The sequence below is a fragment of the Halostagnicola sp. A56 genome, assembly GCF_000691505.1.
Lineage (GTDB): Archaea > Halobacteriota > Halobacteria > Halobacteriales > Natrialbaceae > Halostagnicola.
Genome location: NZ_JMIP02000025.1, coordinates 131,874 through 149,556, shown reverse-complemented (window position 1 = coordinate 149,556; position 17,683 = coordinate 131,874). Strand labels below are relative to the sequence as shown.

General features: G+C 51.2%; 17 protein-coding genes, 7 pseudogenes and 2 other annotated features. Of the genes and pseudogenes, 14 read left to right on the top strand and 10 right to left on the bottom strand.

Annotated features, from left to right (window positions below; all coding sequences use genetic code 11):
• Positions 1 to 135: 135 nt before the first annotated feature.
• Together EL22_RS14795 and EL22_RS14790 are read right to left on the bottom strand one after the other, a co-directional pair.
• Positions 136 to 381 (bottom strand): hypothetical protein, encoded by a 246-nt coding sequence (locus tag EL22_RS14795; protein ID WP_050049660.1) that lies wholly within the window; start codon positions 379 to 381, stop codon positions 136 to 138.
• Positions 382 to 416: 35 nt separating this feature from the next.
• Entirely contained in the window at positions 417 to 1,247 is an 831-nt protein-coding gene (locus tag EL22_RS14790; RefSeq protein WP_082146837.1) for a formate/nitrite transporter family protein, read from the bottom strand.
• Positions 1,248 to 1,381: 134 nt separating this feature from the next.
• On the opposite strand from EL22_RS14790, the gene EL22_RS14785 reads away from it, so the two are divergent.
• The 5 genes from EL22_RS14785 (at position 1,382) to EL22_RS18230 (ending at position 4,908) form a co-directional block, all read left to right on the top strand.
• Entirely contained in the window at positions 1,382 to 1,786 is a 405-nt protein-coding gene (locus EL22_RS14785) for a DUF5518 domain-containing protein (RefSeq protein WP_197075945.1), read from the top strand.
• Between the two features lie 462 nt (positions 1,787 to 2,248).
• Positions 2,249 to 3,793 (top strand): hypothetical protein, encoded by a 1,545-nt coding sequence (locus EL22_RS14780; RefSeq protein ID WP_050052193.1) that lies wholly within the window; start codon positions 2,249 to 2,251, stop codon positions 3,791 to 3,793.
• A gap of 84 nt (positions 3,794 to 3,877) precedes the next feature.
• Positions 3,878 to 4,108: a MarR family transcriptional regulator gene (locus EL22_RS16575; protein ID WP_082146836.1), complete on the top strand. Its 231-nt coding sequence runs from the start codon at positions 3,878 to 3,880 to the stop codon at positions 4,106 to 4,108.
• A 102-nt stretch (positions 4,109 to 4,210) separates the two neighbouring features.
• Positions 4,211 to 4,639, top strand: a complete 429-nt coding sequence (locus EL22_RS16570; RefSeq protein ID WP_082146835.1) for a restriction endonuclease subunit S — start codon at positions 4,211 to 4,213, stop codon at positions 4,637 to 4,639.
• Complete coding sequence (locus EL22_RS18230) at positions 4,627 to 4,908, top strand: response regulator (RefSeq protein WP_050052192.1); 282 nt, start codon at positions 4,627 to 4,629, stop codon at positions 4,906 to 4,908. The genes EL22_RS16570 and EL22_RS18230 overlap by 13 nt, the downstream gene beginning before the upstream one ends.
• Before the next feature lie 35 nt (positions 4,909 to 4,943).
• Here EL22_RS18230 and EL22_RS17535 read toward each other — a convergent pair whose 3' ends face one another.
• Entirely contained in the window at positions 4,944 to 5,204 is a 261-nt protein-coding gene (locus EL22_RS17535; RefSeq protein WP_156184186.1) for a hypothetical protein, read from the bottom strand.
• 464 nt (positions 5,205 to 5,668) lie between these two features.
• On the opposite strand from EL22_RS17535, the pseudogene EL22_RS18770 reads away from it, so the two are divergent.
• Positions 5,669 to 6,011 (top strand): annotated as a pseudogene (locus tag EL22_RS18770) (ArdC-like ssDNA-binding domain-containing protein); the annotation flags it as partial.
• Here the strand turns inward: EL22_RS18770 and EL22_RS17530 are convergent.
• A complete protein-coding gene (locus tag EL22_RS17530; RefSeq protein ID WP_050052191.1) occupies positions 5,897 to 6,175 on the bottom strand; it encodes a hypothetical protein in 279 nt (92 codons plus the stop codon). The pseudogene EL22_RS18770 and the gene EL22_RS17530 overlap by 115 nt on opposite strands.
• Before the next feature lie 1,194 nt (positions 6,176 to 7,369).
• Here EL22_RS17530 and EL22_RS14765 point away from each other — a divergent pair.
• The gene (locus EL22_RS14765; protein WP_050051398.1) at positions 7,370 to 7,570 is read left to right on the top strand and encodes a hypothetical protein; all 201 of its coding nucleotides are present in this window, start codon (positions 7,370 to 7,372) and stop codon (positions 7,568 to 7,570) included.
• Positions 7,571 to 7,619: 49 nt separating this feature from the next.
• On the opposite strand, the pseudogene EL22_RS16560 reads toward EL22_RS14765, so the two are convergent.
• From EL22_RS16560 to EL22_RS14750, 4 genes and pseudogenes are all read right to left on the bottom strand, one after another.
• Positions 7,620 to 7,787, bottom strand: a pseudogene (locus tag EL22_RS16560) (IS6 family transposase); the annotation flags it as partial.
• Between the two features lie 490 nt (positions 7,788 to 8,277).
• Positions 8,278 to 9,292 (bottom strand): annotated as a pseudogene (locus EL22_RS14760) (hypothetical protein); the annotation flags it as partial.
• Positions 9,282 to 10,469 carry a hypothetical protein gene (locus tag EL22_RS14755; protein WP_050052189.1) on the bottom strand — a complete coding sequence of 396 codons (1,188 nt, stop codon included), beginning with the start codon at positions 10,467 to 10,469 and terminating at the stop codon, positions 9,282 to 9,284. The gene EL22_RS14755 and the pseudogene EL22_RS14760, both read right to left, overlap by 11 nt.
• A gap of 4 nt (positions 10,470 to 10,473) precedes the next feature.
• Positions 10,474 to 11,124, bottom strand: a pseudogene (locus EL22_RS14750) (conjugal transfer protein); the annotation flags it as partial.
• On the opposite strand from EL22_RS14750, the gene EL22_RS14745 reads away from it, so the two are divergent.
• The 3 genes from EL22_RS14745 to EL22_RS16555 all read left to right on the top strand — a co-directional run bounded on the left by EL22_RS14745 (position 11,059) and on the right by EL22_RS16555 (position 13,183).
• Positions 11,059 to 11,433 (top strand): hypothetical protein, encoded by a 375-nt coding sequence (locus tag EL22_RS14745; protein WP_050052187.1) that lies wholly within the window; start codon positions 11,059 to 11,061, stop codon positions 11,431 to 11,433. The pseudogene EL22_RS14750 and the gene EL22_RS14745 sit on opposite strands and share 66 nt — an antisense overlap.
• Before the next feature lie 96 nt (positions 11,434 to 11,529).
• Entirely contained in the window at positions 11,530 to 11,997 is a 468-nt protein-coding gene (locus tag EL22_RS17520; RefSeq protein WP_156184185.1) for a hypothetical protein, read from the top strand.
• Positions 11,998 to 12,163: 166 nt separating this feature from the next.
• Positions 12,164 to 12,533 (bottom strand) — a sequence feature (23S ribosomal RNA rRNA prediction is too short).
• A gap of 8 nt (positions 12,534 to 12,541) precedes the next feature.
• Positions 12,542 to 12,798: a sequence feature (23S ribosomal RNA rRNA prediction is too short), on the bottom strand.
• 49 nt (positions 12,799 to 12,847) lie between these two features.
• Positions 12,848 to 13,183: a universal stress protein gene (locus tag EL22_RS16555; RefSeq protein ID WP_197075959.1), complete on the top strand. Its 336-nt coding sequence runs from the start codon at positions 12,848 to 12,850 to the stop codon at positions 13,181 to 13,183.
• 49 nt (positions 13,184 to 13,232) lie between these two features.
• Here the strand turns inward: EL22_RS16555 and EL22_RS14740 are convergent, their stop codons facing one another.
• Positions 13,233 to 14,294 carry a hypothetical protein gene (locus tag EL22_RS14740; RefSeq protein ID WP_231587995.1) on the bottom strand — a complete coding sequence of 354 codons (1,062 nt, stop codon included), beginning with the start codon at positions 14,292 to 14,294 and terminating at the stop codon, positions 13,233 to 13,235.
• A gap of 430 nt (positions 14,295 to 14,724) precedes the next feature.
• Here EL22_RS14740 and EL22_RS16550 point away from each other — a divergent pair.
• Positions 14,725 to 14,889 (top strand): annotated as a pseudogene (locus EL22_RS16550) (IS6 family transposase); the annotation flags it as partial.
• A 265-nt stretch (positions 14,890 to 15,154) separates the two neighbouring features.
• On the top strand, positions 15,155 to 15,625 hold the full coding sequence (locus tag EL22_RS14735; protein ID WP_050052186.1) for a type I restriction enzyme endonuclease domain-containing protein: 471 nt from the start codon (positions 15,155 to 15,157) through the stop codon (positions 15,623 to 15,625).
• Here EL22_RS14735 and EL22_RS19450 read toward each other — a convergent pair.
• Positions 15,532 to 15,936 (bottom strand): annotated as a pseudogene (locus EL22_RS19450) (ATP-binding cassette domain-containing protein); the annotation flags it as partial. The gene EL22_RS14735 and the pseudogene EL22_RS19450 overlap by 94 nt on opposite strands.
• 385 nt (positions 15,937 to 16,321) lie before the next feature.
• Between EL22_RS19450 and EL22_RS14730 the strand changes: the two are divergent.
• Positions 16,322 to 16,840, top strand: coding sequence for a hypothetical protein (locus EL22_RS14730; protein ID WP_050052185.1), 519 nt, complete (start codon positions 16,322 to 16,324; stop codon positions 16,838 to 16,840).
• Between the two features lie 494 nt (positions 16,841 to 17,334).
• Positions 17,335 to 17,682: pseudogene (locus EL22_RS16540) on the top strand (helix-turn-helix domain-containing protein); the annotation flags it as partial.
• Position 17,683 lies beyond the last annotated feature (1 nt).

Below are 17,683 nucleotides of genomic sequence, written 5' to 3'. Positions count from 1 at the left end.
GAGACCCCAATAGTGTTAGTACACCCAGTCTTTCACATGGAATGCTGGTCAGATCATCACAAGACAGTACGAGATATAGAGCCTGTGTTCACCACGGAGTAATTGCCTCCTGAGTACGTACCCCAACCAGAGATCTTATTCGGAATCTGCGGCAGGTTCGAGTTCACTCGCATCGAGATCTTCGTCGAGGAAGGCACGCCCGTGTTCATTGAGCCGGTAGAGACCTTGTGCAATCCGATCGACTAACCCGTATTTGTTGAGTTTAGAAAGACGGACACTGGCGTGACTACGCGAGCAGACATCGAAATTTTCCACAGCTTGTGGGGTGAGATTTCCCTCATCCCGCATCGTTTCCATGATGCGCTCATCAACTGGACGCATCCAGTCGTCCTCCACGGCGTGACCGATATCCGCCGTCAGGTCCGCGACCACGGGTTCGGCCCCGAGCGCTTCGATGTCCTCGACCTGGTCTTCGCTTCTGACCATGCCCCGCGAACGACGTGGCCGTACTTGAGAACGGCGACGAATATCGCGCCGCCAAACGCGTTCCCGATCGTCGAAAGGGAGAGAAACGCGAGGTAATTCAACGGTGTGATCGACGGGGAGATGAACAGGCCGAACAGCACCTCGACGTTGCCCGCGATGGAGTGTGGGAGGTGAAGAATTCCGATCGTGGCGGTGACGATCCAGATGATGGCCACTCGACTCAAGGTTCCCTGCGCAGCGGTAATCAACCACGCCAGCAGCCCCATCAACCAGCCCGCGAAGACTCCGGCGACGAACAGCCAGTGTAACTGGTGGGAGACGAGTTTGGTCGCGATCAGTTCGAACGATTCCGGCGAGACGACGCCGAGCCCCGGCATCAAGACGACGGCGAGCAACGTAAACAAGAGCCCGCCGATGATATTTCCGATGTAGACCAGCCCCCAGAGTCGCATCAACTGTCCGATCGACGCCTGTCTGTCGAGAACCGGAACGACGGCCAACGTCGTGTGCTCGGTGAACAGTTCCGAGCGGCCCAGGATCACGAACAGAAAGCCGACGGAGTAGACGCTCGCCAGCAGCAGTTCGGTCGTGAGATCGCCGTAGGAACCCTGCGAAAGCGTGAGGACGACCGCCATCAACAGCGGCCCGAATCCGATGTCGAGACCGGCGGAAAACCCCGACAGTAACAGCCCGGATCTCTCGCGCCTGATCTCGTGGAGGCCACTCTCGATGAGGGAATCGAGAACCTCCTGCGTCGGCATCTGTTATTCGTAGGCGTGTCCAACGTGATCGAAAAATCTAATGAGTCTATGAATATAGCCAGTCATTTTAATTTTACTATCTAATTTTTCTGAAATAGGGTTTATACCCATTGATAGCATAGTAATAATTGATCATGTACATTAACTGGACAGCAGTCATAACTGGATTCGTCATGACCCTCGCGTTAGGGTTCATTACTGGCCTCATCTATGTCGGATCGGAAGCATCAGTCGTGCTCCTGTACTGGGGAGGAATCGGACTACTCGGCGGCCTCACCGCCGGATACCTCTCTGGCGGGACAATCAGTTCCGGTGCAACCCACGGCGGTATCGCCACCGTCTTCGGATCGCTGGTCCTGTTAGCCCTTGTGACGTTGACGACCCTGCTCTTTGCAGGCCTCGTCGCATCGTTCAGCCTGCTCGTACTCGGCCTGCTGATGCTCGCTTTCTACGCCATCCCCGGCGCTCTGGGCGGCGCGATCGGTTCGTGGGCAAAGCACCGCCGGACCGCTCCGGAACCGACAGGCACCCGAGTCTGAATTGTTCACTGGCGACCCATACCGAATTTTTATAGACTACAATCGACAGATGAGTTTCATCATCGTCACGAATCGCTTATTAATACCTTTGAGGGGTAATTAGCTTCGCCACGTCACTCCGCCCAAATCGATAACTATCAGAAAGGGCAGTAGAACTGGTTTAACCATTAGCTGAAGCGGTTCATGATCAGATGAGTTCAGAATCAAAGCGATCCAAACGGTTTCTCGTTTTAATTCTCTGAAAACTACCGACGACTCGCTCAGTTCGCTCGCGATGTTGTCGATGTCCTCACCGATGTCGACGGCTCAGAGGCGATTGCTGATCTCGAGCCGCCAGTACTCGACTGGGAAACGTTCTACAAAACCGTCGGGCAGGAGGGCGACAAATACGTTCGTGAGGAGATCCCCGCTGAAACACTCGCGGAGATCAAGGTCAATTTCGGCGAGACGGTCCTTGAACGGATGCGTGCCGACCGATGGGAAGGGACACCGCTATCGATCGACCCACTCCTCGCTGCGACTGTCCGAGCTGGCCTCGACGAGGAAACCGTGATGAAAGCGATTGCCGTCCCGCCGCTGCTCGAGCACTGCCCGTGGTGCCGGTCCGATGTTGAATTCGATAACGGCGCGCACTGTTGCAGCTCCGATACCTGCGACTGGCACGAATACGAGCACACGGTCACCCGTCGCGATGGCGAAATCGCCCGTGCATCGGCGTGGGTGAAACACGACAGAGCGGATGTCGCGACCGGGCTCGCTTACCGAGAGCTCCCACTCCCGTCGACGCTGCCGGATCCCGACTCGACGATCGTCCTGGACGCAACGGCCAACCCCGAGAAGGTCGCGACGCTGTTCGGAATCGATCGCGACGACGTCCTCGTCTCCGGTGACGACCCCCTCGAGATGCCTGGCCTCGAGGTCACCCAGGTGCTCGACGGCCAGTACCACGCCGGCACGATCGACCAGGCCGTCGACGAAGAACGTGTGCTCGCCAAGCGGATCCAACGGACGATCAACACCGTCGGAGCCGTTCACGAGAAACCACTGTTCATCTGTAAAGGGAATCTCATTCCCGAATTCGACTTCCCCGAGAACGCCGAGGTCCTCCACTACCATGCGACTCGTGGGTTGAATCGAAATGACTGCGACGCCGTCGTCTGTATCGGCGCTCCCCACCCAGATGTCGGCGACCTCGAGCGCGATGCCGAGCTGCTCGCGATGGGTCACGACATCGACGTCGGCGGTGTGGAACACTCGACGAGAGCCGACGCTGAATACCCACCTGTCTACCGGAAACTCCACTACGAAGACGAGAACGGGCGTGGCCGGGCTGTTCCGACGAAGCACTATACGGCATTGGTCGGCTCACTGTTTCGCGAGAGCCGCGAGTCTGAACTCGTCCAGGCCGTCCACCGAGTCCGGCCCCTGCTCGCTGATCGCGGTGAGAAGCACGCCTATCTACTGACGAACGTCCCGACGAATTTGCCCGTCGACGAGGTCGCAACCTTCGAGGAACTCGCTGACCCGCTCGAGGCACTCATGCCCGTTTCGGAGGGGGCGATCAACCTGCTCCGGCATACCGAAGCTGTCCTCGAGGGCAACGGCCCCGATGGATTCCGGCCCGCGTCTCTCGTCGACGAACGCGATGACGGATCCATCGCGATGAACAAGCGAGCGTTCCACCGACTTGCGACTCTCAGCGGGATGGACGTCACGTACGCGACCGTCTCTCGGTACGTCAACAATCTCGAAGCCGTCGGCCTGCTCGAGGGGGAGAAGTACGAGCAACACGCTGGCGTCACCTACGCGTCGGATCCTGCTACTTTCACAGCTGCACTAGAGGTACTATCTAATAATGCAGGTTTGAAAGTAGCCGCAGCGCGCCGCTTCCGGTCGATAATCGAAGAATCAGGGGGAACCGCCGACTGGCTGGCCTGGGCTCGTGAAGTGTTCGACCTCGAGTTCACGCCTTCTGGTCGGGGTGCTCCCCCAAATGGCCCGGGGTAACTCCCGACGATCGGCGCTGATCGGTGCCGGCCTCGGTCCGCTGCTCGCCGGTCGATCAGCCACGCGACTCTCTCCATAGTTACTATGTCAATACAGATCTCCAACGACGATGTCGCCGATTTACCTCCAAGTGCGAAACTCGTTTATCTCATTCTTCAGGAAGGCGGAGAGATGACACAGGCTGAGTTGCGTGATCGGACTACTCTTCCTGATAGGACAGTTCGATATGCTCTGGAGCGATTAGATGCTGCTGGTGTTCTTCGTTCACGGCCGTCGGCATCCGATGCACGTCAGTCATTGTATTCTATTAATTGATCGGGGCCCGTCCCATAATATCGTCTCATTCATCACTGTATAATCTTCTAGAAATAAGGATTATTAACATGTACATGGAAGCAGAAATCGCAATGCCTGGGAATGAAAACAGCGGAATTTGGTTTTTCTGTGACCAAATTCACAGATGAGCCGTCCAAGTTCTGTGAACCAGGAGATACTTTAGTGACAGTGAAGGGATCTGGGTGTGGGAAGACCACATTCGCTAATAAACGCGCCTCAATCAGCCGACAACTAAAGGCACTAAGACCAGGTGGGTCTATAAATGAGCACTATCTTTACTATTGGATGCAAACCAAACAGGAACTACTGTCGATATTGGCACAAGGAACGTCAATTCCTGGCCTATCTACTTCAGATCTAACAACCCTTCGTATCCCTGTTCCCTCAATCGAGAAACAAACTCGAATAGGAAATTTCTTGTCGGATTTAGACACAAATATCCGTCAAGAAACACAACAAAAAGAAAAGCTTCAAGACATCAAACAATCTCCGAAGCTGTGGCGAGAATAAAAGAGGAGGATTTCGACTGTCTCCTGAGCGATTTGAGGATCTCTCAGCAGAATATCGAGTTCCTCCAAGTAGTTACCAACTATGAGCCGACATTACGGTTCATTCTCTTTGCTGAAAACGAATCAGACAAGGTAATCAACAATACGATCAAGGCAGGTGCAACGGATTACATCCCAAAACCGATTGCCAAAACGTCGGAGGAGACGTTTCTCAAGCGACTCGGCACCCCTCACCAGACCGGAAGGAGAGATTCAAATCGGATACGATAGCAGAAATACAAATATTTTGCTTTCACGAAAATCAATCACTCTATGACCCAGAGCGTCGAGGCTAGCGGAATTCGACTGCTGTATGTTGACAAATGTTCTATCACTTCTTCTGGTATTTTGTCGTGCGTCTGAGGCTCAGAGATTGTGTACTCAATTTCAACTCCTCCATTTCCTTCATCCGTGTCGTCTTTAGATTCATTATTTCCATTTCCAGTATCGTCACTGTTAGCAGCGCAACCTGCGATTCCAATTGCTCCTGCTACTACAATCCCACCCAGATAGCCCCTCCTCTGCATACCTCTCCCTATTCACGAATCTCATATCAATCTACTCCTACAATCTCGACCAAACCGATTCAGTCACTTGGTTTTGGAACCTACCGAACGCTCTATCTTTCTTCTTGAACGTTTTTCGAACAGAGTTAAATAGAAACCAACATACGGCGTAGAGTTGTTCGGCGTTCGATGTTCGGGAGACCCCCTCCACATTGAATGGCGATCTCATCTGGACGACTCTGCTCAGTCATCGTAGATGGATTGAGCAACATCAAATAGGTGTATAGAAGTACTGGTGATCCATGATTTCTGATTTGGCAAATCGCCTCGAGAGCAAGCCTCGAGGAATTCCCCTCGACAACCTGTAGAGAAGACAAGGACTGAATTCTGACAGTCAACAGTCCGATTTGGTCCGAACTGAGATGTTTGTCACCCCTGGAAGGCTGAGGGGCGTTCGCTGAATGGTGCATCCCTCGTCGAGAACAATGACTTCGAGCGACAGCTCAGTGGTATCCTTCGATGAGTCGGATACGAGACGAGATGCATAGCACGATGGAAACCTGGGCGGAAGACTTTGTCGAGCAGGTCGACGAGGTAGTCTCGAGCGATCAGTTCCAGAAGTGGCTCGACGTCCAGAGTCACTTCCACGATTACTCCTACCGGAACACACTCCTCATTACTCGCCAGTGTCCTGAGGCGACTCGAGTCGCAGGCTACCGAACGTGGCAGACGGAGTTCGACCGGCATGTGAAAGAAGGCGAGACAGCGATCTGGATCTGGGCGCCGATCATCGCCAAGCAGTGTCCCGAGTGTGAGAACTCGCCGTCGACGTCGTTGACCTGCGCCATGAGTTCCTCGAACTCGTGTTCGATGTCGACCGGTTCCTCGCGCTCGTTTACCGGCGTTTCGTACGATTCCGACGTCCGTTTCGTAGCAATCACTTTCGATAGTTTCGCGAGAAGTGACGTGCTTTCTGGTCGTTCCTCACGCATTCTCGATCACCATGTGGGGGTTTCGTGGATCCAACGATCCACTCTCGACCCCACGTCGTCGGGGCCGCAGGATCGGCTGTCGTCCACGACTACTGAAGCCGAGGAACGGCCACACAATAAACGACAGGGAAGTAACCAGCAAAAAATAAAATAATTCAAAGAATAGTGAACATCATAAAAATAGATATATTTGAGTACTATTAGAGCTATTTAAGAAATTTGATCTTGAGTTTTGGAGCACATCTCCTATTTTCACAATTTTACGTTTTATCTCTATACCAATCGGGTTCTTGATATTCCTAGGGATTGGACCGGACTGGTTTCTATCCCCAGATACAGCTGGACTCTTATGGGGTAGTATTATGCCTCTTGTGGTAGTTGTAATCCCCATTGGTGCAGTATTTGTGAATTATATATCTGAATTTGGAGGTCTAAAATTTATAGGCACATTTGCAAGACCAGTAATGAGACCTCTTTTTCATTTACCAGGACGTGGAGCATTAGATACTGCTGCTTCCTGGTTTGGTTCATTTAGTGTCGGCTATTATCTCACACGAAAGCTTTTTGACCAAGGTAGGTATCATAAACGCGAGGTATTTATTCTCTGTACTTGGCAACCGAAACTGAGCGGGGTCAACTCGGGACAACGTGGCTTGAACTACGAGGGAGAGAATTACTCACCTTAGCACAGAATATCAGAAACGATGAGCATTTTGAACAATTGAGAGACGCGCCTGAAAAGGCGAAGAAACTGGGCACATCATAGCGTGCCTCAGTAACCTGTCAAATTCCGCTGAGGTACGGAACATCTATGATAGAGGCCAATAAGAGGAGAGCACCAATTAGTATTAGACCTCCAATCCGAATCGGTTTCGAGTATCCACTTTCCTTATCAGGCAGCATAAGACTGAAACCGCCAAATGAAACGAGTATTCCTCCGATAAGTGTGATAATGAGCGACCTCGCTTCGGAAACTGAGTTCGTGATTTCTGTGACTTGAACAGAAGTCACTACGACCGCGAGAAGGGCTGTAAAGAACGAATCCAGTTAACAGGTTATTAAATCCGGTTCTAAACAATCTCGAGCGCTCTCGTCGCCCCGTTTCGAATACCCCGCTCCCGTCTTGCGATTTTCTCGACTCAATACCCGTAATGGAACGCGGCTTTATGATACCCCTAATCTTACGGAGTTTCAATGGCAACAACAGACAACTCATTCAACGGCATAACCGAACACTGTGACGAATGCGAACTCGACACGCTTCACGAAGTGAATGTGCAGATTCGAACCGAGAGTCTCAAACAGGAAAACGCGCAGTTCTCTCGCGAACCGTATCGCGTGGCCGAGTGCCAGCGCTGTGGGAACCGATCGAGTCAGCGCATGAACAACGCCTGAATCGGCGTCGAAGTGGAACGTCCCAGAAACCGAAACAGTTGCGCTGGGGTTCGGCGCTGCTGAAACAGTTTGAGAAACAGATGGTTCTTCGTTTTATCTCTCGAAATACACGTTCAATAGCATTCTAATTTCCATATTTCTCTTATCTGAAATCTAAGCCGTGATGCTGACACGCATCTTGTAACGAGTGCGATTCATCAATGAGGAACACGGCGTCATGAGTGGTCATCGCAACGTTTGAATACAAAATCTCCGAGACCAAGATCACCGAGATGAAGGGACGCAGTTTATAGACTTAGGACGTTTCAACGCTTTAGCTTCAGCTCTCACACCAGTTCTGCCGATCAATCCTCTGGATTGCATAGCCAAGCGCTAGCGTCCTGGCTGCTGATTGAGCCACCAACGAGCGAAACGCTGGGCAGTGTATGTTTTCCCAGTCCCTGGAGGTCCATAGAACACGAGCTGGCCTGTATTTTGAAGCTGGCGCTCAATCGTTTCGGTTTCTCTTGGCTTCTTATCCAATGCGGCGAGTTCATCACCATCTTGACCCTTATGGACTCCTCTCAGTAACTGTCTAAACTTCACATGGTTGATGTTCGGATTGATGCCACTCTCTTCCTGTAAATCCCGAAGTGAGGCAATGAAGAGTACTTGCCCTGCTGTGAGGTCTGAGTTTTCAATCGTTCCAGATTTGACCGACTCTGCGATCGACTCGAGTCTATCAGCGTTTTCTTCGTACAGGTGGACGATCTGCTCACACTTTATCCGCCGGATCACCGAGTTCTCGACCCAGGATTTGATCCGTTTCAAAAGCGGCCGAACCGTCTCCTCTTCCATCTCCGCGATTTCGAGGCAGAACTCACGGATATAGGGATCTTCGACGTCGAGCGCGAAGTCTTCGCGTCGATCGGCGTTGAGCAGGATGAAGTACATATCGATGATCGAAAACGGCTTTTCGGACTTCATCATCGCTCGAGCCATCGACTCGGTGATCGCCTCCATGTTGATGCCCCAGTAGTCGGACGTATCGAAGACCGCTTTCAGGTTCTCGACCCGGTTTTCGATCTCGTTCTCGAGTTCTTCGGCCGTCTCGCACTCAGGTACCTCGAGGAAATTCATCCCGACCGTATTTTCGTGGGTGGTCGACCCGGGCTCAATCCAGACCACGTCCTCGAGGCGGTGTTTGGGGAGCATCCGGAGGAGTTCACGAGAGTCTTGACCTTTCGGATCGAAATACGTGAAGCCGTATCCCGAATACGCCCACTGGACCATCATATTCAGGAGTTGAGTCGTCTTTCCGTAGCCAGTCGTCCCTGCGATCCAGTTGTGCCGGAAGAGCGAGTCGAACCGGAGCGGGGCCTCACGAAAGCCAGTCTGCGGATCTTCCGTGTAGCCAACCCAGAGTGGGGCAGGTGCGTTGTACATCCCTGCTTCGAACATCTCTCGAACGTACGGGCCTGCAACCGTGCCTTCGTTGGCCGTGTCCGTGAGGATCGGTTTGCCACCGACGCGAGTCGTGTTTTGATCGACAATCTGGTATTGTTCCCTGTCGGAATTTGGTTGCTGATCAGAAGACGACTCAGCACCAGTGTTCTTGGTTTCTGTCTGGTCGTCACTACTTGTGGAGGGGATTTCCTCACCAGCCGCATCATCGACTGGTTCGTGCTCACTATCGCTACTCGAGGGCTCCTCACCGGATCCGAAGAATCGATCAAATACCATCGAATCCCTCCTGCTCTCGAGGAGAGCCATCAGTGGTGACTGCCGTCTTCTCCGGCACAGCTGGTGTCTGCCCATCAACCGGCGATTCGTCAGATTGGTGTTGAGACCCATCCGACGGGAGCCGATCGCCACGTTGAGTGTATCGCCAGTCAATCTTTGGTGTCTCAATCTCCGCGTTGGGGATGTGTGCGACGCCGGCGAGTTCGTCGACAGTCATAATCATGCGCCGATCGATCCATTCGCGATCGCGCATCCGATAGAGGAACCGTCGAAGCTGTTCGGCCCGCTTCCGTTCTTTGCGATGCCAGATCGGGTTATCGTCGAGTCCCTGCTCTGTGATCGCGTTGTAGTACTTTCTGAACATCCCTGCGACACCGCGGGCTCGAGCTTCGGCTTCGGCCTGTTCACTCGAGGCCGCTAATACGCGAATATTCACGTGGAACGCCTGTTGGCCGCGTTGCTGTTCGATTGTTTTGGCGGCCTGCTTGTCCTTCTCGCTTGCCGGTCGGGTTCGAGGGTTGAGCCATCCCACAGAGGTTCCCTGTCGAAGTGCGTGTGCGAGTTCGTCGACGCTGTTGTGCTTGAACCGATCACCCTCGGTCCACGATTGTTTCGCCGGTCGAAAGACAACCTGCGTGATGACTGTACTATCGTCGAGCGAGAGCATCTCGCTGGTGATTTCGCCGTATGGGTCCGTCTCGAAGCCTTCGCTATTGTGATGGCGGATCGGGTAGTAGGGGATTTTCTCCATCTCGAGCCACGCGCCGGCGACGTACTCATCAGAGTCGATAACCGGGAACGCATATCCCTCCTCGACAGCGAAGATTTCGCTATTCGCGTAGTTATTGCCGACACGACGGCGGAATTTGTCGGCTGCTGCCTCCGTAGCAGCGTGCATATAGAAGGTGATCTTCCCTTGGTCGAACCAGACTTCGAACGAGTGGTGATCACTCGTATTCTTCCCGCGGAAGTTCGTCGTCACGTCGTGGACTGATTGGAGGACACCTGCCCCATCCACGACACCATCGTTCTCTTTGTAGGGGCGAATCCGCAGAAGTGTACCTGGTGTGTCCGATTGGTGTTGGACGAACGAGTCCTGCTCTTCGAATTCGAGTTGCGTCGCCTCGTACTGGGGCGACGAATCGAGAATCTTTGTGAAACGATTGAGCGTAGTCATGGTCTTAGCTGTCATATTCAGGTTCGATTGTTCGCTGTTCGATTCCACCGTCAGTCTGAATCGGTGCCTCGTCGGTGTCTACATCCGATTCGAGAGCCTGTTCGACGACTGCATCGAGGACCTCTGCTTTCGTGAGATCCTCATCAAGGAGTTGACTCGCCGTGTCGGCGCTGATGTTGAGGCGGGTCGCAAGTGCATTTTGCTGTGCTTCGGCCTCAACGAACTCTTCGAAGGCGAGCAGTTCCGCAGGTTCGTCGCTTATCGCCTGCTCGAGGAAGGCCTGATCCTCTGGTTCGTAATCGATAACACGCTTCTCGAAGTCGTCTGCAACTACATGGAGAGGATACGTTCCGTGTTCTTCGACACGAACGAGTGCTTGACTATAGCCGAGGTCTTCTTTCCCGGCGTCAGCACCTCTGACGTACTGGCGCTGTTCTCTGGTGAGCCCAATTTTGTCTGCCGTTGAGTCGTCGAGTTCGGGCAGTTTGTGGAAGACTTTGATCGGGCACATCCCGATGATCTTCTCGGCCTGCTCGGTTTCGTAGAACTCCTGGGCGGTCTGCGAGAGCAGTACCATTCGAAGCCCAGCATGGCGCTGGTGACGAAATGCCGTCTCGAGGAAATCGAGGTTGGCCTGATCGTCGAAGAGATAGTGGAACGTGTTACGTTAAGTGATGGGTGGGAACTCACACAAGCGTATGATGCGAATGGTGATGAGTCTAATGTTGTTGTCACGCAGGAAGGTATGAACACAGAGTTCACTGGTACTGGAATCGAGGACCGAATCAACGCACAGCAGGCTATTCAGGAAGCGTTTGACAATACTGATATCCCGGGTGGTGGTGATGATGATAATACAGACTGGTGGCTATATGGTCTAATTGCAGTGTTTGGGCTAGTTATCGTTGGTCTGGTTGTCTTGGTGTATTTGCTGGCGGTTGGAGAAGTTACGTCGGTAGCGTAGTCTAACACACTTTCTTTTCGACCATAGATGTTTGTTCTTGGAAAGTATATTATTTATTGTATGTTTAATACAAATAATAAGGTAGTGACGTTCCTGATGGCATTCGCCATGATATCGTCTCTTGTTGTAGGAGTCGGTGTTAGTGGAGTAGCAGCGCAAAATGATAGTATAGAAGAAGTCGAAGAAGACGGTGTAGTCACAATAGATTATGCGGATGGAGAACAGCCAGATATTTCTCTTTCAGAAGGTGATGATGATTACTTTGTTATCAACATTGGGATTGTATTTTTTATAACATCTATCGGATTCGCGCTTCTTGGAAGCAGTAATCATGTAGTTGCTCACGGTATCCAGGCTCAGAATGTGAAAGAGATACGTGAAAATAATGGATTGACTAAGACGGAGTTGAAAAAAATGCTTTTAATCAGTCTTGACAACAACATAAGGTTCAACTCAAAAGTATCAATACGAAAAAAAGTGTCTTGTCACTTCATCTCTACTGTCTCTACTTTTTGCTCTAATAGCGGTTATAGTCGGAATATTGAGCTTAATTCTACACATTGAAATAACACAACAAAATGGAGGTGCTATTTATACTATTACCAACTCTGATCCTGTAGACTACCGCAACCTAAGCCTCTTGGTCGCCTCCTATATCTTGATCCTGTCCGTTGCCGCTATACCACTTCTACTTCCGAGCGGAGCGAGTTCTAAAGATGATATAAGAACATGGGAAAAGCGCACCCTCAGCCACTTTACTTACTGGCCACTTGGATTTCTCACAACGGAAATTATAGCACTCGGATATTTTTCCATAATATTTCCCATATTGGGTAGCTGCTTCTAAGCTCACCTCCCGGCTGTCTAGGGCTCGGCACCACTTTCGATCGCACTTAGTCCACACTTGGGGACCTTAACCCAGCTCTGGGTTGTCTCCCTTACGGTACACAGGCTTACCCCGCGCACCGGTCTCCTCACGTCAACAGCGTTCGTAGGTTCGGAGTTGGACAGGGAGGCGAACTCCTCTCGGAGGCCGGTCTCCCAATCCGTCGCTCTACCCCACGAACTACCTCGGTGAAGGTCATGCTTCGACATGTTTCGGTTGGAACCAGCTGTTTCCGGACTCGATGGGCCTTTCACCCCTACACATAAGTCACGAGAGGGTATTGTAGGACACCAACTCTAACGGGCCTCCACGTGCCTTTCGGCACGCTTCGCCCTGCTCATGCGTAGATCGTCCGGTTTCGGGTCGTGTCCGCTCGACTCCCCGCGCTTGAACACGGTGACCCTGGTGCAAAGCACTGCGGTCATATCGGTTTCCCTCCGCCTTCCCCGATGATCGGGTTAGACTCGTCGAACAGACACACTCTCTGGTTCGTTTTTCAAAACGTACGACAGAACACCGGCTTCCACAATTCATATTATCCATGTTTTGTCTACGTCAGAATTCGTTGATTTGGGAAGGACAAAAGCAAAAAAGGGGGATTCAATAGACTTGGAATCTGTAAAAAATGTTGCATCAGATATCGCAGAAGAGGCTGCAGAGCCCCTCAGCAGCCAGTTTGAAGCTATTGGATTAATGGGTGATCCTGCAGATGAAATTATTAACTATGCTGATGAGCAAAATGCACGGTATATTGTTGTGGCAGGTCGTAAACGATCTCCTGCGGGAAAAGCTATCTTCGGTAGTGTGAATCAGTCAATACTACTAAATTCTGATTGCCCAGTAGTGATGTCCACAGGTAATTAATTTACGTTCATTTTCATCATAGGGCTATCGAATTGGGAATATTTCTACGCTATCGGGCACCGAGGGATGGTCCCTCGTGTTCACTCCCCCAGGCTGCTTCGATCTCGAGCGGTGGTTCGACAGTATCGGTCGAGCCACCCGCCACGTCTGGTTCCGCCTGCATTGGGACCGCATAGAGCTGTGCCGGACGAACGGTGGAATTCTCTCGAGTCGCGCCTGATTCGGTACGTGAGACCATCGTGTGCCAGCCGTCTGCGCCTGCAGAATAGAAGCGCCAGTTCCCGCGAACCTGTATGTTGTCGTCGATATCGATCCCTGACCAGACGGTGCCTGGGTGAACGACTGCACCGGTGCGGTTATCATCGGCTTCGAACGCGGTCTGATTTCCATCGGCGGTGTCGACTTGGTTGACAGTGGTCTCAAGCGAGTCAGTTACTGTGAGCTGTTCGGATGGGTGGTTGATCTCCGTCTCCCACGAGCTCTCACAGGAGTCCGTGCTCTGATTATACTCGTCACATGTACGTTCCTCCTGACGAAGTTGAGCGGAGATTTTTGCTTCAACTGCTAGCGTTGGATCGCCTGACAGGCCGCTGTACTCAAGGGTCGACCGGTGGCTTGTGTTTGAATCGACTGTTTGCCCGTCGGCCTGGAGGTCGACACTCTCGAGGGTAGCCTCCTCGAGCGACCATTCCTCGCGTACTGATCCGCTCTTGCTGTCGTCCGGCACCTTAACTCGGTAATCGGAGAACGCGAGGACCTCGCCCTCTGGTGCAATATACGTCGTCGATTCAGTCCCCGACTGGAGGACCGTCGACGGATTGACTGTGAAGATAGTGGCGTGGGCGTCTTTGATGAAGCGTCCATCCTCGAGGGCTGCTACCTCGGGGTGGACCGATGTGTCTTCATCACCAGCAGCATAGTCGTCGAAGTCGCCACTATTCCAGCGTTCGACGTCCTCGATCGGTTCGTCGAAGAGGTAGTCCGTCGACTTCGAGAGGCGCTGGGAGAACGCCGCAGGTGAGGACGCGTTCTCGGTGAAATCAGTGCTCGAGAGGTTCTCCATGTAACCAATTCTAGTTACATATTTCACTTTCACCATGGTTGCATCCATATAAGTCACTCATAAGTTATGGCATATATATAGTTGGCCCCATTAATATTCTGGCTCAGTTGGAATTAGAGTCAAATATTGCCGGTAGTATCTCCTTATACACATACTAATATCCTAATATATCAATTATACAATATGTCAGCTTTGTTAATTGTCACATCAGTTTTTTTATATACTAAGTTTTCTGCCATTTGGCCCTTTAGGCCCACCCCGTCGCGCTAATATATCTGCTGTGTGTGCAGGTTGATAGGCCATTTTCGGGTACTTGCTCAAACACACCCTGTCCTAAAAATTTTTGTGGTTTAGTCTGGGTGCAGAGTATTTCAAAACCTATGGCAGATGATATGGCAGTTCCTTTTTAAGTTCCGACGCATATATTATATAAATGGCAGCAAGGTGGTTTTGACTTCCAAGAATCTTCTCGCCCTTCGATTTCAGATACGAAAAACATGGAAATCGGAATGCTGTCGAACGTGTCTTCAGAGAAGTAAAACGGAGAACTATCTGTTTCTCAAACTGCTTTAGCAACGCCGAAGCAGAAACAGCCGACGATTGGCTGAGATCGTTCAGCTTCGCATGGAATCAGCTTATCTGAACACGATGAATAGAGTACGATATAGTTTCTTATAGTCGTAATTGAACCGATGTCGAATCGGGTACAACCGGAGTTATCGTTTACTCCCATACAATCTGATAGTATCCCCAGATATTTTGAGGTGTGATATTAGATGAGACAAAGTCGTGAACGTTTCGTGTCGTTCGTAACTTAACCGAGCAGCGCTATGAAATCTGTTGGTAGTCAGAATCTGCAGTAGTCGAAATCCGCTTGACGAGAAAACGACGAAGCTCGTGCAAGTGAGATGCAAAATGCGGTCAAGCACGAGATCAACATCCGATTCGACGAAGACCCAGTGCAGTATGGTTCTCTCAGGGATCGACTCGAAGAACTCATCGAGAAGTACCGAGAAGGGCGATACAACGAGCGTGAGACCATCGAGGAGCTTCGGGCATTGATGGATGAGATTCGGTCCCGCGACAAGCAGGCACGAAACAAAGGGCTTCGTGACGAGACCGATCTCTCGTTCTACCACGCCATTGAAGATGTACTGGATGAGCACGACGCTGGCGAGGAAAATCTCATTGCGCTCACCGCTGATTTGGTAGGAACCGTTGAGGAGTTCGTGACGAAGGTTGAATGGAAGGAGAAAACGCAGCTGCAGAACCGGATGCGGAAGGAAGCGAGTTCTCCGAGGTACATTACGCCGATCTTCCCGCCACCGTGGGCGGAGAAGTATCTCGCGTTCGAGAGATCGTGGGAGATGAAGATATAGGATGTATCGAATTCATCCTGTAGGCTAAGCATGAGATCCATCATCTCGACGCGCAACGAGACATCAAGCGCGCTGATCGCCTCGTCGGCAAGAATAACGTCAGGGTTCATAAGGAGCGCGCGACAGAGGGCGACACGTTGCTTTTCGCCGCCAGACAGCTGATGGGGATAGCGTTCCGCGAAGTCCGCTGGCGGATTCATTCCGACTCGCTCCAGCAGCGAGTAGATTCGGCTTCGCTTTTCCCCTCGACTCAGTTCTGGATTGACTTGTCGTAGCGGTTCGGATAGGATAGAGATGATCCGCCGATTTGGATAATTTAATTAGCTGGATCTATCATCATTAGACGCTGGACCTGTAACGGGCGACATCAGAAAGTTTGACGTATCATCTAACACAACATCCATATGTTTTCGAAATTTAAACACATATTAGAATTATATTTTTCGAGTCTGAAAGCCATATATTCTTGAACCGAGAGAAAAAGCGATCACCGAGGACGGTGATCGCCGCCCCGATAGACACGTCCAATCATGTTTTCCAGACATTTCGACGGCCTACCACATGACGCGTGATTTTCGCGTGGAACGGGGTAAACTGCATGAATTTCTTGGTTGACCAACCAGACTACTTTGGCGTCCATTTCTGACCACCATTTTTGATCTCTTCGGGAAAGTTTCTTGGATCTCTGTATCAGATTTGACGGCTGTAAGCGGGTTTTTGATAGCTCTAATCTGTCTCTTTGAACAATTTCGGCAGGGGAAGGAATGGGCTGACGAGAAATTAAAAAATAATGAGAAGAAGGAAATCGAATCCGCGACAAGTAAAGCGACGAAGGATTCAAAAAAGCTTGTCAAAACACTCAGAAAAACGGATATAAGCCAGGAGGAGGACAGTGCAGTCAGGTACACATCAATATTACTTCGTGGACGGCATCTCAGGAATCCCGATAGTGTCTCATCGTATCTACGAGAGAAGGGGCTAAGTGAAGAGGATGTTATAGCTGCTGAAGATGCGCTTGAGTCTACGTTACAGAACATCGAGATACCGGAATCGATTCTCAGGAGAAATCCGACTGTTGATCCAATTAAGCAGAATACACTTTACCGGAACATCAAACAGAACCCAGAAATCTGGATAATCGGTTCCTCTACTTCAGAGAACGGGACGGAACCCAACTCAAGAACGGCCCGTCTGGAGAACGACCAGTTGCATTGAGTAATGAAACCTGCGCTATTGTAGATGATTACCTAGAGCATCATCGTGTTAACAACACCGACAAATACGACAGAGAACCCTTGTTTTCCTCCAAACAAGGACGGGTTCATAGGAACACAATGAGACGCTGGTGCTATACTCTGACCTGTCCATCCTTTCGAGGAGACAAGTGTACTACACCAGATTGCAACAGTCAATCAGACGCCAAAACATCCCACAAGTGTGACGATAGCGTGAGTCCACACGCCATTCGGCGTGGCTCCATTACACACTTTCTGAGACGAGATATGCCTGAAAAGATGGTCTCAGATAGAGCAGATGTGTCTGAAGACGTTCTTGAGAAGACCAGTCTCAACTCCTACCCCTGCCGGTAGACCACACAGATTCTGCGTTTGGATTCCCACAAACCACCAACATTCCAACATGTTTCCTGCGGACGGGAATAAATATAGTAACCGTTAGAACTTTCGACCCATAGATTGTTACTCCTTCTAATGGATCATCTCGACGAGATCTCCGTTGAAGAACTTCACGGCGCACTCGACAGCGTCGAGTGAAGGAAGCCGACACAGCGGCTGTTAGCGGCAATTGAGTACAAAAACGGTGTTACACAGACCGAACTAGCCGAGTGGCATAATACCGGCCGGCGAACAATCTACAGTTGGCTCAAGCGACTCGACACTGACGAGTCGCTTGAGCAGGCTTTTACTGATGCTCATCGATCTGGGAGAAAGCGAAAAGCCTCAGAAAAATATCAGTAAGAGTTCGAAGAATTAGTCCACCAATCTCCTGAAGAAACTGGGCTCGACGCGCTGGCATGGACGCCGGCGCTCGTCCAGCAGC

Excerpts from the sequence above, each read along its gene's own strand:
- EL22_RS17530 (WP_050052191.1), bottom strand. The coding sequence starts at position 6,175 with ATGCGTGAGGAACGACCAGAAAGCACGTCACTTCTCGCGAAACTATCG.
- EL22_RS14795 (WP_050049660.1), bottom strand. The coding sequence starts at position 381 with ATGCGTCCAGTTGATGAGCGCATCATGGAAACGATGCGGGATGAGGGA.
- EL22_RS16575 (WP_082146836.1), top strand. The coding sequence starts at position 3,878 with ATGTCAATACAGATCTCCAACGACGATGTCGCCGATTTACCTCCAAGT.
- EL22_RS14785 (WP_197075945.1), top strand. The coding sequence starts at position 1,382 with ATGTACATTAACTGGACAGCAGTCATAACTGGATTCGTCATGACCCTC.
- EL22_RS14740 (WP_231587995.1), bottom strand. The coding sequence starts at position 14,294 with ATGGATGCAACCATGGTGAAAGTGAAATATGTAACTAGAATTGGTTAC.
- EL22_RS14735 (WP_050052186.1), top strand. The coding sequence starts at position 15,155 with ATGCAAAATGCGGTCAAGCACGAGATCAACATCCGATTCGACGAAGAC.
- EL22_RS14755 (WP_050052189.1), bottom strand. The coding sequence starts at position 10,469 with ATGACTACGCTCAATCGTTTCACAAAGATTCTCGATTCGTCGCCCCAG.
- EL22_RS14765 (WP_050051398.1), top strand. The coding sequence starts at position 7,370 with ATGGCAACAACAGACAACTCATTCAACGGCATAACCGAACACTGTGAC.
- EL22_RS16570 (WP_082146835.1), top strand. The coding sequence starts at position 4,211 with ATGAAAACAGCGGAATTTGGTTTTTCTGTGACCAAATTCACAGATGAG.
- EL22_RS14745 (WP_050052187.1), top strand. The coding sequence starts at position 11,059 with ATGGCGCTGGTGACGAAATGCCGTCTCGAGGAAATCGAGGTTGGCCTG.
- EL22_RS14780 (WP_050052193.1), top strand. The coding sequence starts at position 2,249 with ATGCGTGCCGACCGATGGGAAGGGACACCGCTATCGATCGACCCACTC.
- EL22_RS17535 (WP_156184186.1), bottom strand. The coding sequence starts at position 5,204 with ATGCAGAGGAGGGGCTATCTGGGTGGGATTGTAGTAGCAGGAGCAATT.
- EL22_RS14790 (WP_082146837.1), bottom strand. The coding sequence starts at position 1,247 with ATGCCGACGCAGGAGGTTCTCGATTCCCTCATCGAGAGTGGCCTCCAC.
- EL22_RS17520 (WP_156184185.1), top strand. The coding sequence starts at position 11,530 with ATGGCATTCGCCATGATATCGTCTCTTGTTGTAGGAGTCGGTGTTAGT.